We start from the raw sequence: 14,478 nt of genomic DNA, 5'->3' as shown, positions 1-14,478 counted from the left end.
AAATGCTCGCCCTCTATAATTTCTCTCAAAAGAGTCAGAAGGCAGCTAAATTAACCCTCCGACTTTATTAAGATAAAAATGTGAAATAAGAATCGGCATTAACGGTAATGGTAAGTTTCGCCAACAAGACGCAGAACGTCGAGATATAACCCGTATTCAGGAGACGCCGCGTCCGGCGCCCCCTGTGATCCACCTCGCGGCTACTCCTCGTACGCCGCGTGATGGAAATCAATTTCCCACTGCAGCACCTCGCCGTAAAGCGCCGATAACGCCTGCTTTTCGTCTTCACTCAGCGCCATGGCGCAGCGGTCGAGTTCGTTTTTTAGCCAGAGAGCCTGCTGATAAAATTCGTCCTCCGCGTGCATTTCCACCCAGCGTCGTAAATCAGCATCGCTCTGATAATGTTCGCTCGCCCGTCGGCACCAGAAATAGTACATCCATTCCGCACCGAACATCAGGGTCACAATCTGCTCATAGCTGCCCTCGTGGGCGGTCCGCAGCATACAGTCGCGAAAGCGCCGTACCCCGGGCAAATCATCCGGGTACTCAGCGGGATCGATCTGCCGCGCTGACAACACCTGTTCAAACCACGCGATCTGTATATCAACCAGGGCATTCAGCACGCCAATCAGCCAGCGCTGCTGTTGAATACCCGGCGCTTTGCTGACCCCGAGGGCAAAAATCGCGATTGCCGTCGCGACAAAGTTGCCCTCAAACACCAGATAGCGGTTGAATACGGCTGTCGGCAGACGATCCTGTTCGATATCAGTCACAAACGGGTGCTGCTGCATCGCCTGCCACGCCGGTTGATGTTCGCGCAGCAGGCGTTCGCTAAACGGTTCCATTAAGCTTCCTCCAAAGCGGCCTGCGCGACCGACATAAAATGCTTCACCCGGGCCAGCTCAACATCGTTCCACCAGACGCCATCGACCTTCATTGTACTGGCCACAATGACCCCCTGAGTCCGCCCGAGGATCTGATTCACGTTAGCCGGTGTCACCCCGGAGCCCACCAGGAGCGGTAGTTCCGTCGCCGCGCGGATCTCGTCAATTTCCGCCATCGTGGCGCTATCGCCCGTACGCTGGCCGGTGGCGATCACCGCGTCAGCCTCGAAGAAATCGACATCGCGCGTCAGCTCCTGAATCGAACGATCAGCGACAATGGCATGGCTACCGTGCTTAACGTGGCTATCGGCAAAAACGCGAATATGTTCAGCGCGCAGCATACTGCGGTAGCGCAGCGCCTTAGCGGCCGCCCCTTCTATAAATCCTTCGTTGGCGATATAGGCGTTGGCCCACTGGTTTACGCGGACAAAATCGGCGCCTCCCGCCAGGGCGATCGCCATTGCCGGGATCGCCGCGTTAGCCAGAACGTTAATGCCCAGCGGCACAGCAAAACGCTCACGAACTTTCTCGGTAATGACCGCCATCAGCGCTGAGGTTTCATGACCGATGTCCTCAGGTTTAGAGAAAGGAATATCGCCATGGTTTTCAATAATCAGACCATGAACACCGCCTGAAATATAATTTTCAGCATCGCGAAGCGCACGTTCAACAATATCCGAGACTGATTTTCCTCGATATTTTGGCGAGCCCGGAAATGGGTCGCAATGAATAACGCCAATAACAGCTTTGTTTCGTGAAAAAATAGCTTGTATTGCATTCGTCTTTTCTGCTGAGATAGCAACCATCTTATCCATCCTGTTAAGGGAACACTATGCGTGTTTACGTTACTGGTAATATTACCGTAGATGAAACCTGGTCCATTCCGGATATACCGAAAAAAGGAGCCTCCATTCACGGCGTTAAAGTGTCGCAGGATATCGGCGGTAAAGGCGCGAACCAGGCGATTATATTATCCCGCTGCGGAATAGAGACGCGTTTAATTGCCGCCACGGGAAATGACAGCAACGGCGCGTGGATCCGCCAGCAGATAAAAAATGAACCACTGACGCTACTACCCGACGGCCATTTCAATCAACATAGCGATACCTCGATTATTTTAAATAGCGCTGATGGCGACAACGCCATCATTACCACTACGGCGACTGCCGACGCATTCCGCCTTGAGGATATTATTCCGCATATGGCGGACGCCGTTGCCGGCGATATTCTGCTACAGCAGGGTAATTTCTCCCTAGATAAAACGCGGGCGCTGTTCCAGTACGCCAGAAGCCGCGGCATGACAACGGTATTCAACCCCTCACCTGTCAATCCAGACTTTTGCCATCTGTGGCCGCTCATCGACATCGCGGTGGTCAATGAATCCGAGGCCGAGCTGCTCCAGCCATACGGGGTGAAAACCTTAGTGATTACCCAGGGCGCCGCAGGCGCCTGGCTGGTTCAGGCGGGACAGCGCCAGTTTTGTCCCGCCGTGCCAGCCGAGTCGATTGATTCGACCGGCGCAGGCGATACGTTCCTCGCCGTCATGTTGGCCTCCGCCCTGCTGCGCGGCGTCGCGCCGGATGCGCTGGCGCTGGCGCACGCTAGTCGCGCTGCCGCCATTACCGTTAGCCGCCGGGGGACGCTCAGCGCGTTTCCCGGCAGCCGTGAGCTCGCCGCCCTGTTAACCCCGGACGGCGCGCGCTGACCTACTTAAACAGCGGACGGTATGAATCGACGTTCGCTTTGGTTACCACCGTCGCCGGAACCAGAATGATTTTCGGCACGGTTTTACCCAACGTGATGCTGTTCAGCGCATTCAGGGCTTCGGCGCCCATCTTTTCCGGGTCCTGCTGCAGTACGGCGGTGACGTAGCCGGCGTCAATACCGGAAATCGCCTTCGCCGTCAGATCCCAGCCAAAGACTTTAATATCCTTCTGCCGCCCCTGGTTTTCCACGGCGGCGATAGCGCCGAGCAGCGCGGGTTCGCCGGTGGCATAAATCGCTGTCAGATCCGGATTACCGGTGATCAGGTTTTCCGCCGCGGTCATCGCTTTATCCTGCACATTCTGCCCGTCGACCACGTTAGCGATAGTAATCTTCGGATTGCTTTTCAGCGTATCTTCGAACCCTTTCTGCCGCTGGTTCTGAATGGCCGAATTCAGCGCACCGACAATACCCAGTCGCGCCTGGCCGCCCATCTCTTTCTGCACGTAATCTACGAAGTATTGACCAATAATTCTGCCGCCTTCAATATTATCAACGCCGACCTGAGCTGCCTGTGGCCCGGCCGGTAATACGGCATCAATCGCAATCACCGGAATGTTTGCGGCGGCGGCTTCTTTAACCGCTGGCATGATCCCGTTAACGTCGATAGCAGCAACCAGAATGCCTTTAACGCCTTGCTGAATATAGTTTTCTATCGCGTCGTTTTGCGCCACGGGATTATCGTTAGAGTTAAAAATAACTAAATCCTTGCCACTGGCTTTGGCCGCATCCTGTGCGCCTTTATTCATCAGATTAAAGAACAGCGCCTGTTGGTTGATTTGTACCAGCGCATAAGTCGGACCGGCAGCGCTGGCGGCAGAAATAAAACTCATTGATGCCAGCATGGTCGTGGCGACAGCAAGGAAACGCAGTTTTCCGGTGTGAAATAACATCATCAGTATCCTCGTCGGGAATAGTTGATAGCCAGCAGAGTTCCGCGCCGCATGCGAACGCAGAAGGATTATTTTTTTGGCGGGCAAATATCGTCTATATCGCCAGAACAATCATTGAACGTTCGGCGGATACCTGCTTAATGTCATCCCGGCAACCGGTCCGTGTCGGTGCGCGACTGGAATAACTTAAACGGGGTTGGGAATGACTTCCCGGATGATGCGGTAAACTGCCTATACAATTCTCTGCTGATTAAAATTTGTCAAGCATTTATTTTTGGTGATTGTTCGCAGAGAAATTGCTGTATCCACCGCGCTTAACTATGTTACAGATAGCCGATTCTGGCAGAAATGGCGCAGGAAATGAGTATAAAACGCGTATTGTTATCCGATGTGGCAAAGCTGGCGGGGCTGTCGAAGGCGACCCTGTCGCGCTATATGAACAACAGTATTGTGCTGCCGCAGGACACCATCGACCGCATCGAAACCGCCATTCGCGAACTGGACTATCGCGGCAATAGCCTGGCACGTCGTCTTAGCAAAGGCGGCAGCGAAACGCTTGGCCTGGTGCTTCCCGACATTACCAACCCCTTCTTTGCCGAACTGGCCGACGCTGCCGAAGAGGCTGCTTCTGCCAGCGGCTACAGCCTGGTGCTGTGTATCACCCGCAACAATCCGGAAAAAGAGTGCCAGTTCATTCGCTGGCTGGATACCTGCCAGGTCGACGGTCTGCTGTTCACCACCAACCGCCCCGATAATGGCCTGCTGCGCAAGGAAGTCCAGCGTCACGAACGCATTGTCCTGCTGGATGAAGATATTCCCGGCAGTAAGGTACCGAAAGTGTTTGCCGATAACGTCCAGGGCGGGCGGATCGCCACCGAAAAACTGATCGCCGCCGGGCATCGCCATATCGCTTTCGTCGGTGGCCCGGACAAGCTGATGAGCGTCCGTGAGCGCTATCAGGGCTTTTGCACCGCGATGGAGCAAGCGGGCCTGAGCTGGCCGCCCGAATGGGTGATGTATGGCGACTACCAGCGCGAGTTTGGCCAGCAGGCGCTGCGGTACCTGTTCAGCCAACCGGTTCGCCCCACCGCCGTCTTCGCGGCCAGCGACTATCTGGTGCTCGGCCTGCTCGATGGCTTGCGCGCCAGCGGGCTCCAGGCGCCGGAGGCGCTTTCGTTAGTCGGCTTCGATGACGCCAACTACGCCGATTTTACCCAGCCGCGGATCTCCACTATCCGTCAGCCCGCCCGCGAACTGGGCCGTACCGCGGTGAACATCATGATGCGCCTGCTAAACGACGATCCGGATATCCCTGCGGAAACCCGCCTGCCGGTTGAATGGATTGGCCGCGACTCGATCAAGATCTGTTAAGCCCGTTCCAAAATGGCGCAAAAGCGCCCGCTTTTGGCGCAAAAAACGATCAATTAACAATTTATTCACTATAATCAGTAAACCGGTTTACCGGATTTTATTCAATTAAGTTTATTGAATACATAAGGTTAAGTTACAGGGCTGCTGTGTGGTTCCTGCCCTGGCACGGATGCTGCAATGTTCTTACTGGCGAACAAATATCTTACATAGCGTTTGTCCTGACTGTACTGGCGAGGGCTCTGATCCGCAGGTAAACCGGTTTACTAGATTGTAAACCGTGACGGATAGAGTCTCTCCCGCAGGATGGCGAACATTTTCCCGGCAATAGCGATGGGAGTTATCAGATGCAGCAGCCACAAACTACCCCGCCAAGGGTGGAGATGATCAATATCACCAAGACCTACGGGTCGATACGTTCATTGCGCGGCGTTAACCTCGAGTTGGCCCCGGGCGAAGTGCTGGGTTTAGTGGGCGATAACGGCGCGGGGAAATCCACCCTCACCAAAGTGCTCTCTGGCGCGGTGATCCCCTCCAGCGGCACGATTCGTATCGACGGTGAACAGCAGCAGTTTACCAATCCGGCCGATTCGCGCCGCTGCCATATCGAGATGGTCTATCAGGATCTGTCGCTCTGCGACACGGTCGACGTCGCGGGCAATCTGTTTATGGGCCGTGAGCCGATGAAATCGGTCCTCGGTATTCCCTTTCTCGACGAGGCCAAAATGCACGCCGATGCCAGAGAGATGCTTAAAGGGCTCGGGATCTCTATTCCGGATACCCGGCTGCTGGTGCGAAATCTCTCCGGCGGCCAGCGCCAGGCTATTGCCATCGCCCGCGCGGCGGCCTTTGACCCGAAAGTGCTGATTATGGATGAACCCACCGCCGCGCTGGCCGTTGCGGAGGTCGAAGCGGTTCTGGAACTCATTCGCCGCGTTTCCGCTCGCGGGGTGAGCGTGATTCTGATTACCCACCGCCTGCAGGACCTGTTCCTGGTCTGCGACCGGATCATGGTGATGTATGAAGGTACCAATGTCGCTGACAGGCGGGTGGCCGACACCAGCCTGAGCGATATCGTTAACCTGATTGTGGGCGAAAAATTCACCGCCCGCTCTGCGGCAGCACATTGAGGTAACAGGATGAGTATCATGAACTTAAGCAGCTCCCGCATGATCCAGCATTCGCTGCCGCGCCGCCTGCTGCATAACCACTCAGGCGTGGTCAGCATCGCGCTCTTTTTCGTCTTCTGCTGCGTGGTGTTTTCGCTGATCACCAGCAACTTTCTCACCGGCACCAACTGGCTCAACATTATCCGTCAGAGCGCCCCACTGCTGATCGTCGCGACGGCTATGACTCTGGTCATTACCACCGGCGGTATCGATCTGTCGGTAGGCTCCACCCTGGCGCTGGTCGGCGCACTCTCCGCTATCGCTCTGAATAACTGGGGGCTGCCGTGGCCGGTGGTACTCCTCGGCGGCCTGCTGCTTGGCGGATTCGTTGGCGCCATCAACGGCTTCTTTATTGCCTATGAAGGCATTCCGGCGTTCATCGTCACGCTCGCCACCCTGGCCGTAGTTCGCGGCATCGCGCTGCTGGTCACCCAGGGCTACTCGATTCCGGTACCGGCTGACAGCCTGTTTACCTTTATCGGACGCGCGTGGGTAGTTGGTATCCCCATGCCCGCGCTGATCGGCATGATGATACTGGTGATCGGGCATATCGTTCTTAATCACATGCGTTTTGGTCGCTACGTGACCGCTATCGGCGCCAACGCTGAAGGCGCGCGACGCAGCGGGATTAACACCAAAGCGGTGACCATGAAGGTCTATATCCTCAGCGGCATGGCCGCCGCGCTGGCGGGAATGATCATTACCGCTCGCCTCGGCAGCGGCTCCTCCAACCAGGGTGAAGGCTTTGAACTGCAGGTTATTGCCGCCGTGGTGCTCGGCAGTACCAGCCTGTTTGGCGGCTTCGGTACCATTATCGGCACGCTGCTGGGCGCGCTGTCGATTGCGGTCATTCAGAACGGGCTGATCCTGTCGCATATTTCGCCGTTTTACACCCAGATAGCCACCGGCACCATTATCCTGCTGGCTATCTGGCTGAACACCCGCATTCTCAACCCGACGCGCTCCGCGGCAAAAGGATAGCTGATGAAAGGATCAATTTTTCGCCATCCCTCCCCGCTGCCGGTTGGCGTCAGCAGCGGTTATGTAATGACTGTGCTTGGCCCACTACCGATTAACGAAATGGGCGTTACTCTGATGCATGAGCATATTCTGCTGGATGCCTCCGGCAAATGGGTGCCACCCTGCTGCTGCAGCGATCGCCATCTTGCCGAAATGCCGGTGAAAATGGAAAACCTTGGCGAACTGTCGCTTAACCCGCTGATGAGCCGCGATAACTGTCAGCTGTTTGATGTCGACGTTGCGATTGACGAGCTGACTAAATATCGAGCCCTTGGCGGAGAAACGGTGGTCGACCCGACCAATATCGGCATTGGCCGCGATCCGAAAGCGCTGGCGCGCATCGCGCGTCTGACCGGTCTGAACATCATTATGGGTACCGGGCTCTATCTGGAAGCTTCGCACCCTGAGTGGGTAAAAATCAGCAGCGTCGAACAGCTGACCGAACGGCTGATTTACGATCTTGGCGGCGCGGAGGAGAAACCGGAGGTGCTCGCCGGGCTCATCGGCGAAATCGGTATCTCCAGCCGCTTTACGCCGGATGAGGAGAAATCCCTGCGCGCTGCGGGTCGGGCCAGCGCCGCGACCGGCGTGCCGATCGAGGTCCATCTGCCGGGCTGGGAGCGGCTGGGCCATCGGGTGCTGGATATTCTCGAGCAGGAAGGCGCCGATTTACGCCATACCGTGCTGTGCCATATGAATCCCAGCTTTGCCGATAAGCGCTACCAGCGCGAACTGGCACAGCGCGGGGCGTTTCTCGAATACGACATGATCGGCATGAGCTATTACTACGCCGACGAGTCGGCGCAGTCGCCCTCCGACGAGGAGAACGCCCGCGCGATCCGCGAGCTGATTGACGACGGCTACATCCAGCAAATTCTGCTGTCGCAGGACGTCTTCCTGAAAACCATGCTCACCCGCTACGGCGGCCACGGTTATGGCTACATACTCAAGCATTTTGTTCCGCGTCTGCGGCGCCACGGCGTCAGCGGCGAACAACTTGAAACCTTAATGATTGGAAACCCCCAGCGGGTCTTTGGCGGATAAAAGGAAACGTCATCATGCAGAAAAAAATCTTACTGGTCGGTGAGTCCTGGACCAGCACGTCAACGCACGTTAAAGGCTTCGACCAGTTTGCCACCGCCACCTGGCACACCGGCGCAACGGACTTTCTGGCCGCGCTCGCCGACAGTCCCTATGCCATTACCTATATGCCCGCCCACGCGGCGGCGACCGACTTTCCGCTGACGCTGGAAGCGCTGCAGGAGTGGGATGCGATTATTCTCTCGGACATTGGCGCCAATACGCTGCTGCTGCATCCGGACACCTGGCTGAAGAGCCGCCGAACCGCCAACCGTTTAACGCTCCTGCATGATTACGTGGCCGGCGGGGGGGCGCTGATGATGATCGGCGGCTATTACAGCTTCCAGGGAATCAACGGCGGCGCGCGCTACCGCCATACCGCGGTGGAGAAAGTGCTGCCGGTACGCTGCCTGGCCTGGGACGACCGCATTGAAACCCCGGAAGGCTGCTATGCCGAAGTGACGGAGTCTCACCCCCTGTTTAACGATATTCCGGGCGAATGGCCATGGCTGCTGGGCTATAACGAAGTTGAAATGCACCCGGAAGGCAAACTGCTGGCGAGCGTGGCCGGTACCGGTCATCCTCTGCTGGCCATTCGCGAATATCAGCAGGGTCGTTCGCTGGTGTGGACCAGCGACATGTCGGCGCACTGGCTGCCGGAAGAGTTTGCCAAATGGCCCGGCTATCGCCAGCTATGGATTAACTGCCTCGACTGGCTGACGGAACGCCGCTGATGACCACGACCCTTGAGCTCGCCCGGCAGCTGCTGGGCTTTAACACCATTAACCCGCCGGGCAGCGAAGCTGACTGCATGCGGTTCTTCGCCGACTGGCTTGACGATAGCGGTTTTGAGGTTTCGCTGTCGTCGTTCGGCGAGGGACGCTGCAATCTTATCGCCAGCCTTCCCGGGGCGAAGAGCGGTAAACCGCTGGCCTTTACCGGACATCTGGATACCGTCCCGCTGGGAAATGCCCGCTGGCAGTACGATCCTTTTGGCTCGCAGATGGAAGACGGGCGTCTTTATGGCCGCGGATCCAGCGATATGAAAGCGGCGATAGCGGCGTTTGCCGTCGCCTGCGTTCATCAGCGGGAAGCGATCCTCGCCGGACGCGGCGCGGTATTGCTGATAACCGGCGGAGAAGAGACCGGCTGCGACGGCGCGCGGGCGCTGATCGCCTCCGCAACGTTGCCGGAGGTGGGCGCGCTGATCGTCGGTGAACCCACCGCCAACTATCCGGTTATCGGCCATAAAGGCGCGCTCTGGCTGCGCTGCGAAACGCGGGGGAAAACCGCCCACGGCGCGATGCCGGAGCTGGGGATCAATGCTATCTATCTTGCGGCGGATGCGTTGGGTAAGATTCAGCATTTTTCGCCAGGCGCGCCGCATCCGCTAATGAAGCAACCCACCCTCAACGTCGGACGCATAGAAGGCGGACTCAATATTAATTCCGTACCGGACCGCACGCGTTTTGATGTCGATATCCGCAGCGCGCCCAATTTACAGCACGCCACTATCCGGGAGCGCTTGACGACGCTGCTTGGCGAAAGCGTCACCGTCTCCACGCTGGTCGACCTGCCCGCCGTCCTCAGCCGGGAGGATCACGCGTGGATTAAGCAGGTTTACCAACGCTGTCAGCCGCTGCACGCTGAGCCGATTGCGCCGCGCGTGGTGCCCTACTTTACCGACGCCTCGCTGCTGCTGCCTGCATTGGGCGATCCGCCCTGTATTATTCTCGGCCCCGGCGAGCCGTCGATGGCGCATCAAACCGATGAGTACTGCCTGCTCAGCCGCCTGGCGGAGGCAGAACGGCTATACGGTGACCTGATCCGCGACTGGATGGCCTAACCGTCCGCGACGAAAGCCAAAAATGTGTGACAGTGTCACTTAAAACGAGCATGATGCATTCAGCGTTTGAATAATCTCGCGGAATAACAGAGGATAACCACCTCGTACACGAAATGTTTCACCACCAGCAAGGAGGCTTACCATGTCCGTGAAAATCAACGCTGTGCTCGTTTGCACCCTCTCTTTACTCCTTTCCGCCTGTTCGGGTCATGCTTCTGCGCCGGACAGCGCCGAAGACGCTCAAATATCGGCAGAAGTGGATAAGATACTTCGCGATTATCAAACGGGTGCAGACACGTCACCGCAGGCCAATGCCTCACGCTATCTGGCGCGGATCCAGGCGGCTATCTTCGCTAACATAGACCAGCCGGGCTCCTGGCAAGGGCAAAAATGCTCGGTGCGCTTTACCCTGCAGCGTGACGGGACGGTGCAGGATCCGGCGGTCGAGAACGGCGATCGGCCATTCTGCGCGCAGGTGATGTCCGCGCTGAAAGTCGCCAAAATTCCGCCTGCCCCCGATGAAAAAACTTATCAAACATTCAGCCATGTCGTTCTGGACTTGAAGGCCTGAGCTTGCCCTAGAAAGCGCCCCGGCCATCGCCAGGGCAATGGCTAAAAAGATAAGCTGACAGCCTCCTTAACAGACGCTTTTTGGCGATCGGCGAGGAGTGATTCAATGGTGCTTGAGTCGAGGTGATGAGCGGCAAGAGCGCCGGCTGAACGGGACAGCGCATCCAGGTGCGCTGATGATGGCCTCTTATTCATGACTCAATCTCTGATACATGAAATCAATAAGCCCTCTTGTTTTTGCCGGCAAATAACGCCGATCGGAATACAGGGCGAACAATTGCAAGGGGGCCGCCGATTGTTCAAATTCAATTTCGATTAACCGGCCATCGTCAATATAGGGCTGGCAGGCTTGTTTCGACAGGATGGCATAACCGACGCCTGAGATGGCCGCTCGCCCTGCCATCTCCCCGCTGTTGACCCGATAACGACCGTTAACTTTAATCGTCTCGAATCCGCCCTTTTTATTCACAAACTGCCAGGGAGCGCCTTTAAGCGCATTTACCGTTGTAATACAGGGCAATTCTTCAAATTGCTGTATACGAGAAGGCGTGCCATAACGCTGGATAACGGAGGGGGCCGCAACGATGGTGCAAGGGATGGTCACCAGATGACGGGCTATGTAGTCACTGTCATCCATCTGACCACGACTCACAATGACAGCGAGATCCAGATCATCGCGCAGGGATTCATAACCAGACAAATTGGTGACGCAACTTATCTCCAGGTCCGGATGCTGACAGGCGAAATCGGCAACAATAGCGCCCAGCAGTGCAGGACCGATTTCATTGGGAATACAGATACGTAGTGGCCCCTTGAATTGCATTTGCCGCAACGTTAATTCGGTTTCAGTTTGCTCAAGCGCTTCCAGTAATGGCTTCGCCCGGGTATAGAGTAGATGCCCCGCCTGAGTGAGTTTCATATGTCGGGTACTGCGTTCAATAAGCTGAAGATTCAGTTTGTCTTCTAGCTGAGCAATGCAACGGCTCACATTTGATGCCGGCATTTCAAGGGCTTTCGAAGCCCCAACAAAACTGTCTCTTTCAACTACAGCGATGAAGACTTTCAGCGCATTAAAATCAAGAACTGGCCGCATCAACTATCCCACATATGATAATAATGAGTGCCATTTTTACCATCTAATCGATAAGTTTGATAGTAGTTAAGCTAGGTTATCTTTCATCAACAGGTCGCTTGCTATGCCACGGGTCACCACAACATTTAATCAAAAGGCGCTGATACGGATAGCGCTGGTCATCGCTTTTGTGCAGTTTACTAACGCGCTGGAATATATGATATTCAGTCCTGTTTTTACATTTATGGCCGCGGATTTCGCTGTTCCCGTCTCCTTCTCAGGCTATGTATCCGGTATGTACACCTCTGGAGCCGTCCTGTCGGGAATTATCGCCTTTTACTGGGTTGACCGTTGCAATAAGAAGCGTTTTCTTATCGCTAATATGGTGCTGCTAGCCATAGCGACACTGTTGACAACATTCATAACCCGTTTTCCTCTTCTTCTTACCTTGCGATTCTTCGCAGGGCTGGTTGGAGGGACGACAATGGGTGTGGGGATCGGTATTTTGATAAACCACACGCCGGCTGACTTGCGCGGAAAAATGTTGGCGACGGTGATTGCGTCATTTTCGCTGGTAAGCGTTGTGGGGATGCCCGCTATATTATTTTTGTGTACTCATTACGGTTGGCATGTCGCGTTGTGGTTAATCAGCACGCTCTGTTTGTTGGCATTGCCATTCATCGTCACTGTCATCCCTCAGGACCCCGTCACTTTCGACACGTCTTACGCGCTGCCCCTCGATGTTGATACTTTACTGTTTGCTTCCGGTAATGCGCTGGTACAGTTTAGTCCAATGCTGATCATTCCTGTTCTGGCGCCGTTAATGACGCAGCTGTTGGGGGCTTCTGAAGGCCTGCTGCCCTGGCTGTTCTTCGGCGGGGGACTGGCGGGGTATCTGTCTACAAGAATGACAGGGGCATTAACCTCTCGTTTTTCTGCCTTGAGTTTGGCGACCGGGTCAACCCTCGTTTTTATTCTGAGCTTGCTGATACCCTTCCTGGGCTATCCGCATCCGGCGCTGTTTATGACGTTATTTCTCGGGGCAGCTTACAGTCGTCTGGTTTCATCTTCGGCGGTTACGATTCAGTTTCCTGATAACAACCAACGAGCGGGATTCTCTTCATTACAGACGTCCATGATGTATCTGATGACGACTGCCGCATTTTTCCTGTCTGCTTGTCTGTTACCTGACCATCGCATGGCGCTCCAGAATATGGACACGTTGCTGGCGCTATGTGCAATTTCCGCATCAGGATCCCCAATTATTATCATCATTTTGCAAAAAAAACTAGCTAAGCGGACGATCCCGCCCGATCGGCACACCACTGGGTAGAACATGGCGCGCCCTGCCCTGGGCATTAAAAATTATCATTGACCCTGGTGTGGTCGCTAAATGGAGATGAGGGGCGTTTTTTTGTCTGACGGGGTCTGAATTTAGTACCTGGCGGGAAGCTTATGGATTTTAATGAGTCTTCCCTCTTCCATTTCGATAAAACCACCCGTTTTTAAATCTGCAAGTATGCGCATGACGCCGCTGCGAGAAAGATGGGTTTTCTCGCGGATGTAGAGTTCCGCTGTGACTGCGGCGCGATAACTCTCATCTTCTTCAATTAAATTGAGCAACTGCTGGCGGATCATCTCGTACGCCGTCGGTGCGCCCTGCGGCATCACATTGTTGTAAAGTCGGCCATACACAAACATCAGTTGCTTTGAGAGCAGCCCCCATAACGACTTTTCTTTAATAATGTCATGAACACGAGCGGTGGAGATCTCGCCAATCACGCAGGAGTTGATAGTTTTAATGTAATCATCGAAGTAAATATCCGTCAGATTGGCAAGACCAAACACGGCGGGACTGCGCGCAGTGGACAGCATCATATTATCGTTTCGGCGATAAACCGCTACGGTTCCCTCAAGGATCAGGTAACACATCCCCTGGCCATTCACCTTGAAATCCAGTTGCTCCCCTCTTTCAGTTTTACGTGGCGTGCAATATGGCTGTAAGTGAGAAATCAGCTCTTGCGCGTAGGGTGAACCTTTGTGAGGTTTTGCTGAAGAGGACATAACCGATAACCTTAAGATTGACCTGTCTGATTATAGCCTGACTTCCTGTTGCGGGTATCCTCATCGTCAGTATTTTCGAGGCAGATGGTTGATATCAAGGAGTATACCCCGTTCCATCGTGATGTACTTCCCGGTTCGCAGCTCTGCCAGAATCCGCATAATCCCGCTCCGTGAAAGATAGGTTCGGCTTTTAATATAGGTTGCAGCCGTAATTTGTTGCCGTATCGCATCCGGCTCTTGCATAAGCTCAACCAGCTGAAAGCGGATGATGTCATAAGCCGACATCTGCGAGATTTGTGCGCAATGTTCATACACCCGGGAGGCCGTGTAAATCAGGAGTTTCGAAAAATGCTCCCATAGATCCAGTTGCGCCACGATGTGATTAAAACAATCCAGTGACACCCGGGCGATCTCTGACGTCTCCAGCGCTCTCACATAAAGATGCTCTGAGGAAAACTGACTACTCACGCCCAGAATAAACGGTGATGATTCAGAATTTAATACAATGCCATCGCCGCGACGGTGCAGCGCGACGCTACCTTGCAATAGTAAAAAACATTGCCGGATATCATCTTTATAATAATGCACGACCTCACCTCTGCCGATCACTACTCTTTCTGCTGCTGGCAACACATGTTTTATCAGAGTCTCGATGTGCCGGAATGGCTTTAATTCCAGGGTAATTGATTTATCTTGGTTTTCCGGGGTGGTTAAGCGCGTGTTCATATGCAGCCTCAATTCCTCAACT

General features: G+C 55.0%; 15 protein-coding genes. 9 read left to right on the top strand and 6 right to left on the bottom strand.

Translation table 11 applies throughout. The features are described 5' to 3' along the window. Nucleotides 1-200: 200 nt before the first annotated feature. Both ABLV64_RS02940 and ABLV64_RS02935 read right to left on the bottom strand, forming a co-directional pair. Nucleotides 201-845, bottom strand: coding sequence for a TenA family protein (locus tag ABLV64_RS02940; protein ID WP_085846145.1), 645 nt, complete (start codon nucleotides 843-845; stop codon nucleotides 201-203). Next, entirely contained in the window at nucleotides 845-1,690 is an 846-nt protein-coding gene (locus tag ABLV64_RS02935) for a BtpA/SgcQ family protein (protein ID WP_080846698.1), read from the bottom strand. Before ABLV64_RS02935 ends, ABLV64_RS02940 begins: the two co-directional genes overlap by 1 nt. A gap of 26 nt (nucleotides 1,691-1,716) precedes the next feature. Here ABLV64_RS02935 and ABLV64_RS02930 point away from each other — a divergent pair, with 26 nt between their 5' ends. Beyond that, entirely contained in the window at nucleotides 1,717-2,589 is an 873-nt protein-coding gene (locus ABLV64_RS02930; protein ID WP_085846144.1) for a PfkB family carbohydrate kinase, read from the top strand. A gap of 1 nt (nucleotide 2,590) precedes the next feature. Here the strand turns inward: ABLV64_RS02930 and ABLV64_RS02925 are convergent, their stop codons facing one another. Beyond that, nucleotides 2,591-3,544, bottom strand: coding sequence for a substrate-binding domain-containing protein (locus tag ABLV64_RS02925; protein ID WP_085846143.1), 954 nt, complete (start codon nucleotides 3,542-3,544; stop codon nucleotides 2,591-2,593). A gap of 345 nt (nucleotides 3,545-3,889) precedes the next feature. Here ABLV64_RS02925 and ABLV64_RS02920 point away from each other — a divergent pair, with 345 nt between their 5' ends. The 7 genes from ABLV64_RS02920 (at nucleotide 3,890) to ABLV64_RS02890 (ending at nucleotide 10,595) form a co-directional block, all read left to right on the top strand. Next, on the top strand, nucleotides 3,890-4,912 hold the full coding sequence (locus ABLV64_RS02920; RefSeq protein WP_004190069.1) for a LacI family DNA-binding transcriptional regulator: 1,023 nt from the start codon (nucleotides 3,890-3,892) through the stop codon (nucleotides 4,910-4,912). Nucleotides 4,913-5,292: 380 nt separating this feature from the next. Beyond that, the gene (locus tag ABLV64_RS02915) at nucleotides 5,293-6,039 is read left to right on the top strand and encodes an ATP-binding cassette domain-containing protein (RefSeq protein ID WP_186384258.1); all 747 of its coding nucleotides are present in this window, start codon (nucleotides 5,293-5,295) and stop codon (nucleotides 6,037-6,039) included. Between the two features lie 18 nt (nucleotides 6,040-6,057). After that, complete coding sequence (locus ABLV64_RS02910; RefSeq protein WP_186384137.1) at nucleotides 6,058-7,059, top strand: ABC transporter permease; 1,002 nt, start codon at nucleotides 6,058-6,060, stop codon at nucleotides 7,057-7,059. Nucleotides 7,060-7,062: 3 nt separating this feature from the next. Beyond that, a complete protein-coding gene (locus ABLV64_RS02905; RefSeq protein ID WP_032417129.1) occupies nucleotides 7,063-8,142 on the top strand; it encodes a phosphotriesterase-related protein in 1,080 nt (359 codons plus the stop codon). Nucleotides 8,143-8,156: 14 nt separating this feature from the next. After that, on the top strand, nucleotides 8,157-8,912 hold the full coding sequence (locus tag ABLV64_RS02900) for a glutamine amidotransferase (protein ID WP_186384138.1): 756 nt from the start codon (nucleotides 8,157-8,159) through the stop codon (nucleotides 8,910-8,912). Then, nucleotides 8,912-10,024 carry a M20 family metallopeptidase gene (locus ABLV64_RS02895; protein ID WP_094311925.1) on the top strand — a complete coding sequence of 371 codons (1,113 nt, stop codon included), beginning with the start codon at nucleotides 8,912-8,914 and terminating at the stop codon, nucleotides 10,022-10,024. The genes ABLV64_RS02900 and ABLV64_RS02895 overlap by 1 nt, the downstream gene beginning before the upstream one ends. 142 nt (nucleotides 10,025-10,166) lie before the next feature. Then, complete coding sequence (locus tag ABLV64_RS02890) at nucleotides 10,167-10,595, top strand: cell envelope integrity TolA C-terminal domain-containing protein (RefSeq protein WP_065905156.1); 429 nt, start codon at nucleotides 10,167-10,169, stop codon at nucleotides 10,593-10,595. Nucleotides 10,596-10,781: 186 nt separating this feature from the next. On the opposite strand, the gene ABLV64_RS02885 is transcribed toward ABLV64_RS02890, so the two are convergent. Next, nucleotides 10,782-11,687 carry a LysR family transcriptional regulator gene (locus ABLV64_RS02885; RefSeq protein WP_049092257.1) on the bottom strand — a complete coding sequence of 302 codons (906 nt, stop codon included), beginning with the start codon at nucleotides 11,685-11,687 and terminating at the stop codon, nucleotides 10,782-10,784. Between the two features lie 103 nt (nucleotides 11,688-11,790). On the opposite strand from ABLV64_RS02885, the gene ABLV64_RS02880 reads away from it, so the two are divergent. Then, the gene (locus ABLV64_RS02880) at nucleotides 11,791-12,999 is read left to right on the top strand and encodes an MFS transporter (protein ID WP_087771743.1); all 1,209 of its coding nucleotides are present in this window, start codon (nucleotides 11,791-11,793) and stop codon (nucleotides 12,997-12,999) included. Nucleotides 13,000-13,100: 101 nt separating this feature from the next. On the opposite strand, the gene ABLV64_RS02875 is transcribed toward ABLV64_RS02880, so the two are convergent. Beyond that, a complete protein-coding gene (locus tag ABLV64_RS02875; RefSeq protein WP_049092259.1) occupies nucleotides 13,101-13,730 on the bottom strand; it encodes a helix-turn-helix domain-containing protein in 630 nt (209 codons plus the stop codon). Nucleotides 13,731-13,796: 66 nt separating this feature from the next. Beyond that, on the bottom strand, nucleotides 13,797-14,456 hold the full coding sequence (locus ABLV64_RS02870) for a winged helix-turn-helix transcriptional regulator (RefSeq protein WP_049092266.1): 660 nt from the start codon (nucleotides 14,454-14,456) through the stop codon (nucleotides 13,797-13,799). Nucleotides 14,457-14,478: the final 22 nt, after the last annotated feature.

It is taken from the genome of Klebsiella sp. JB_Kp031 (genome assembly GCF_040064295.1).
Taxonomy (GTDB): Bacteria; Pseudomonadota; Gammaproteobacteria; order Enterobacterales; family Enterobacteriaceae; genus Klebsiella; species Klebsiella quasipneumoniae.
Note: the sequence above shows the minus strand (reverse complement) of the source record. Positions and strands in the feature narration are given on the sequence as shown.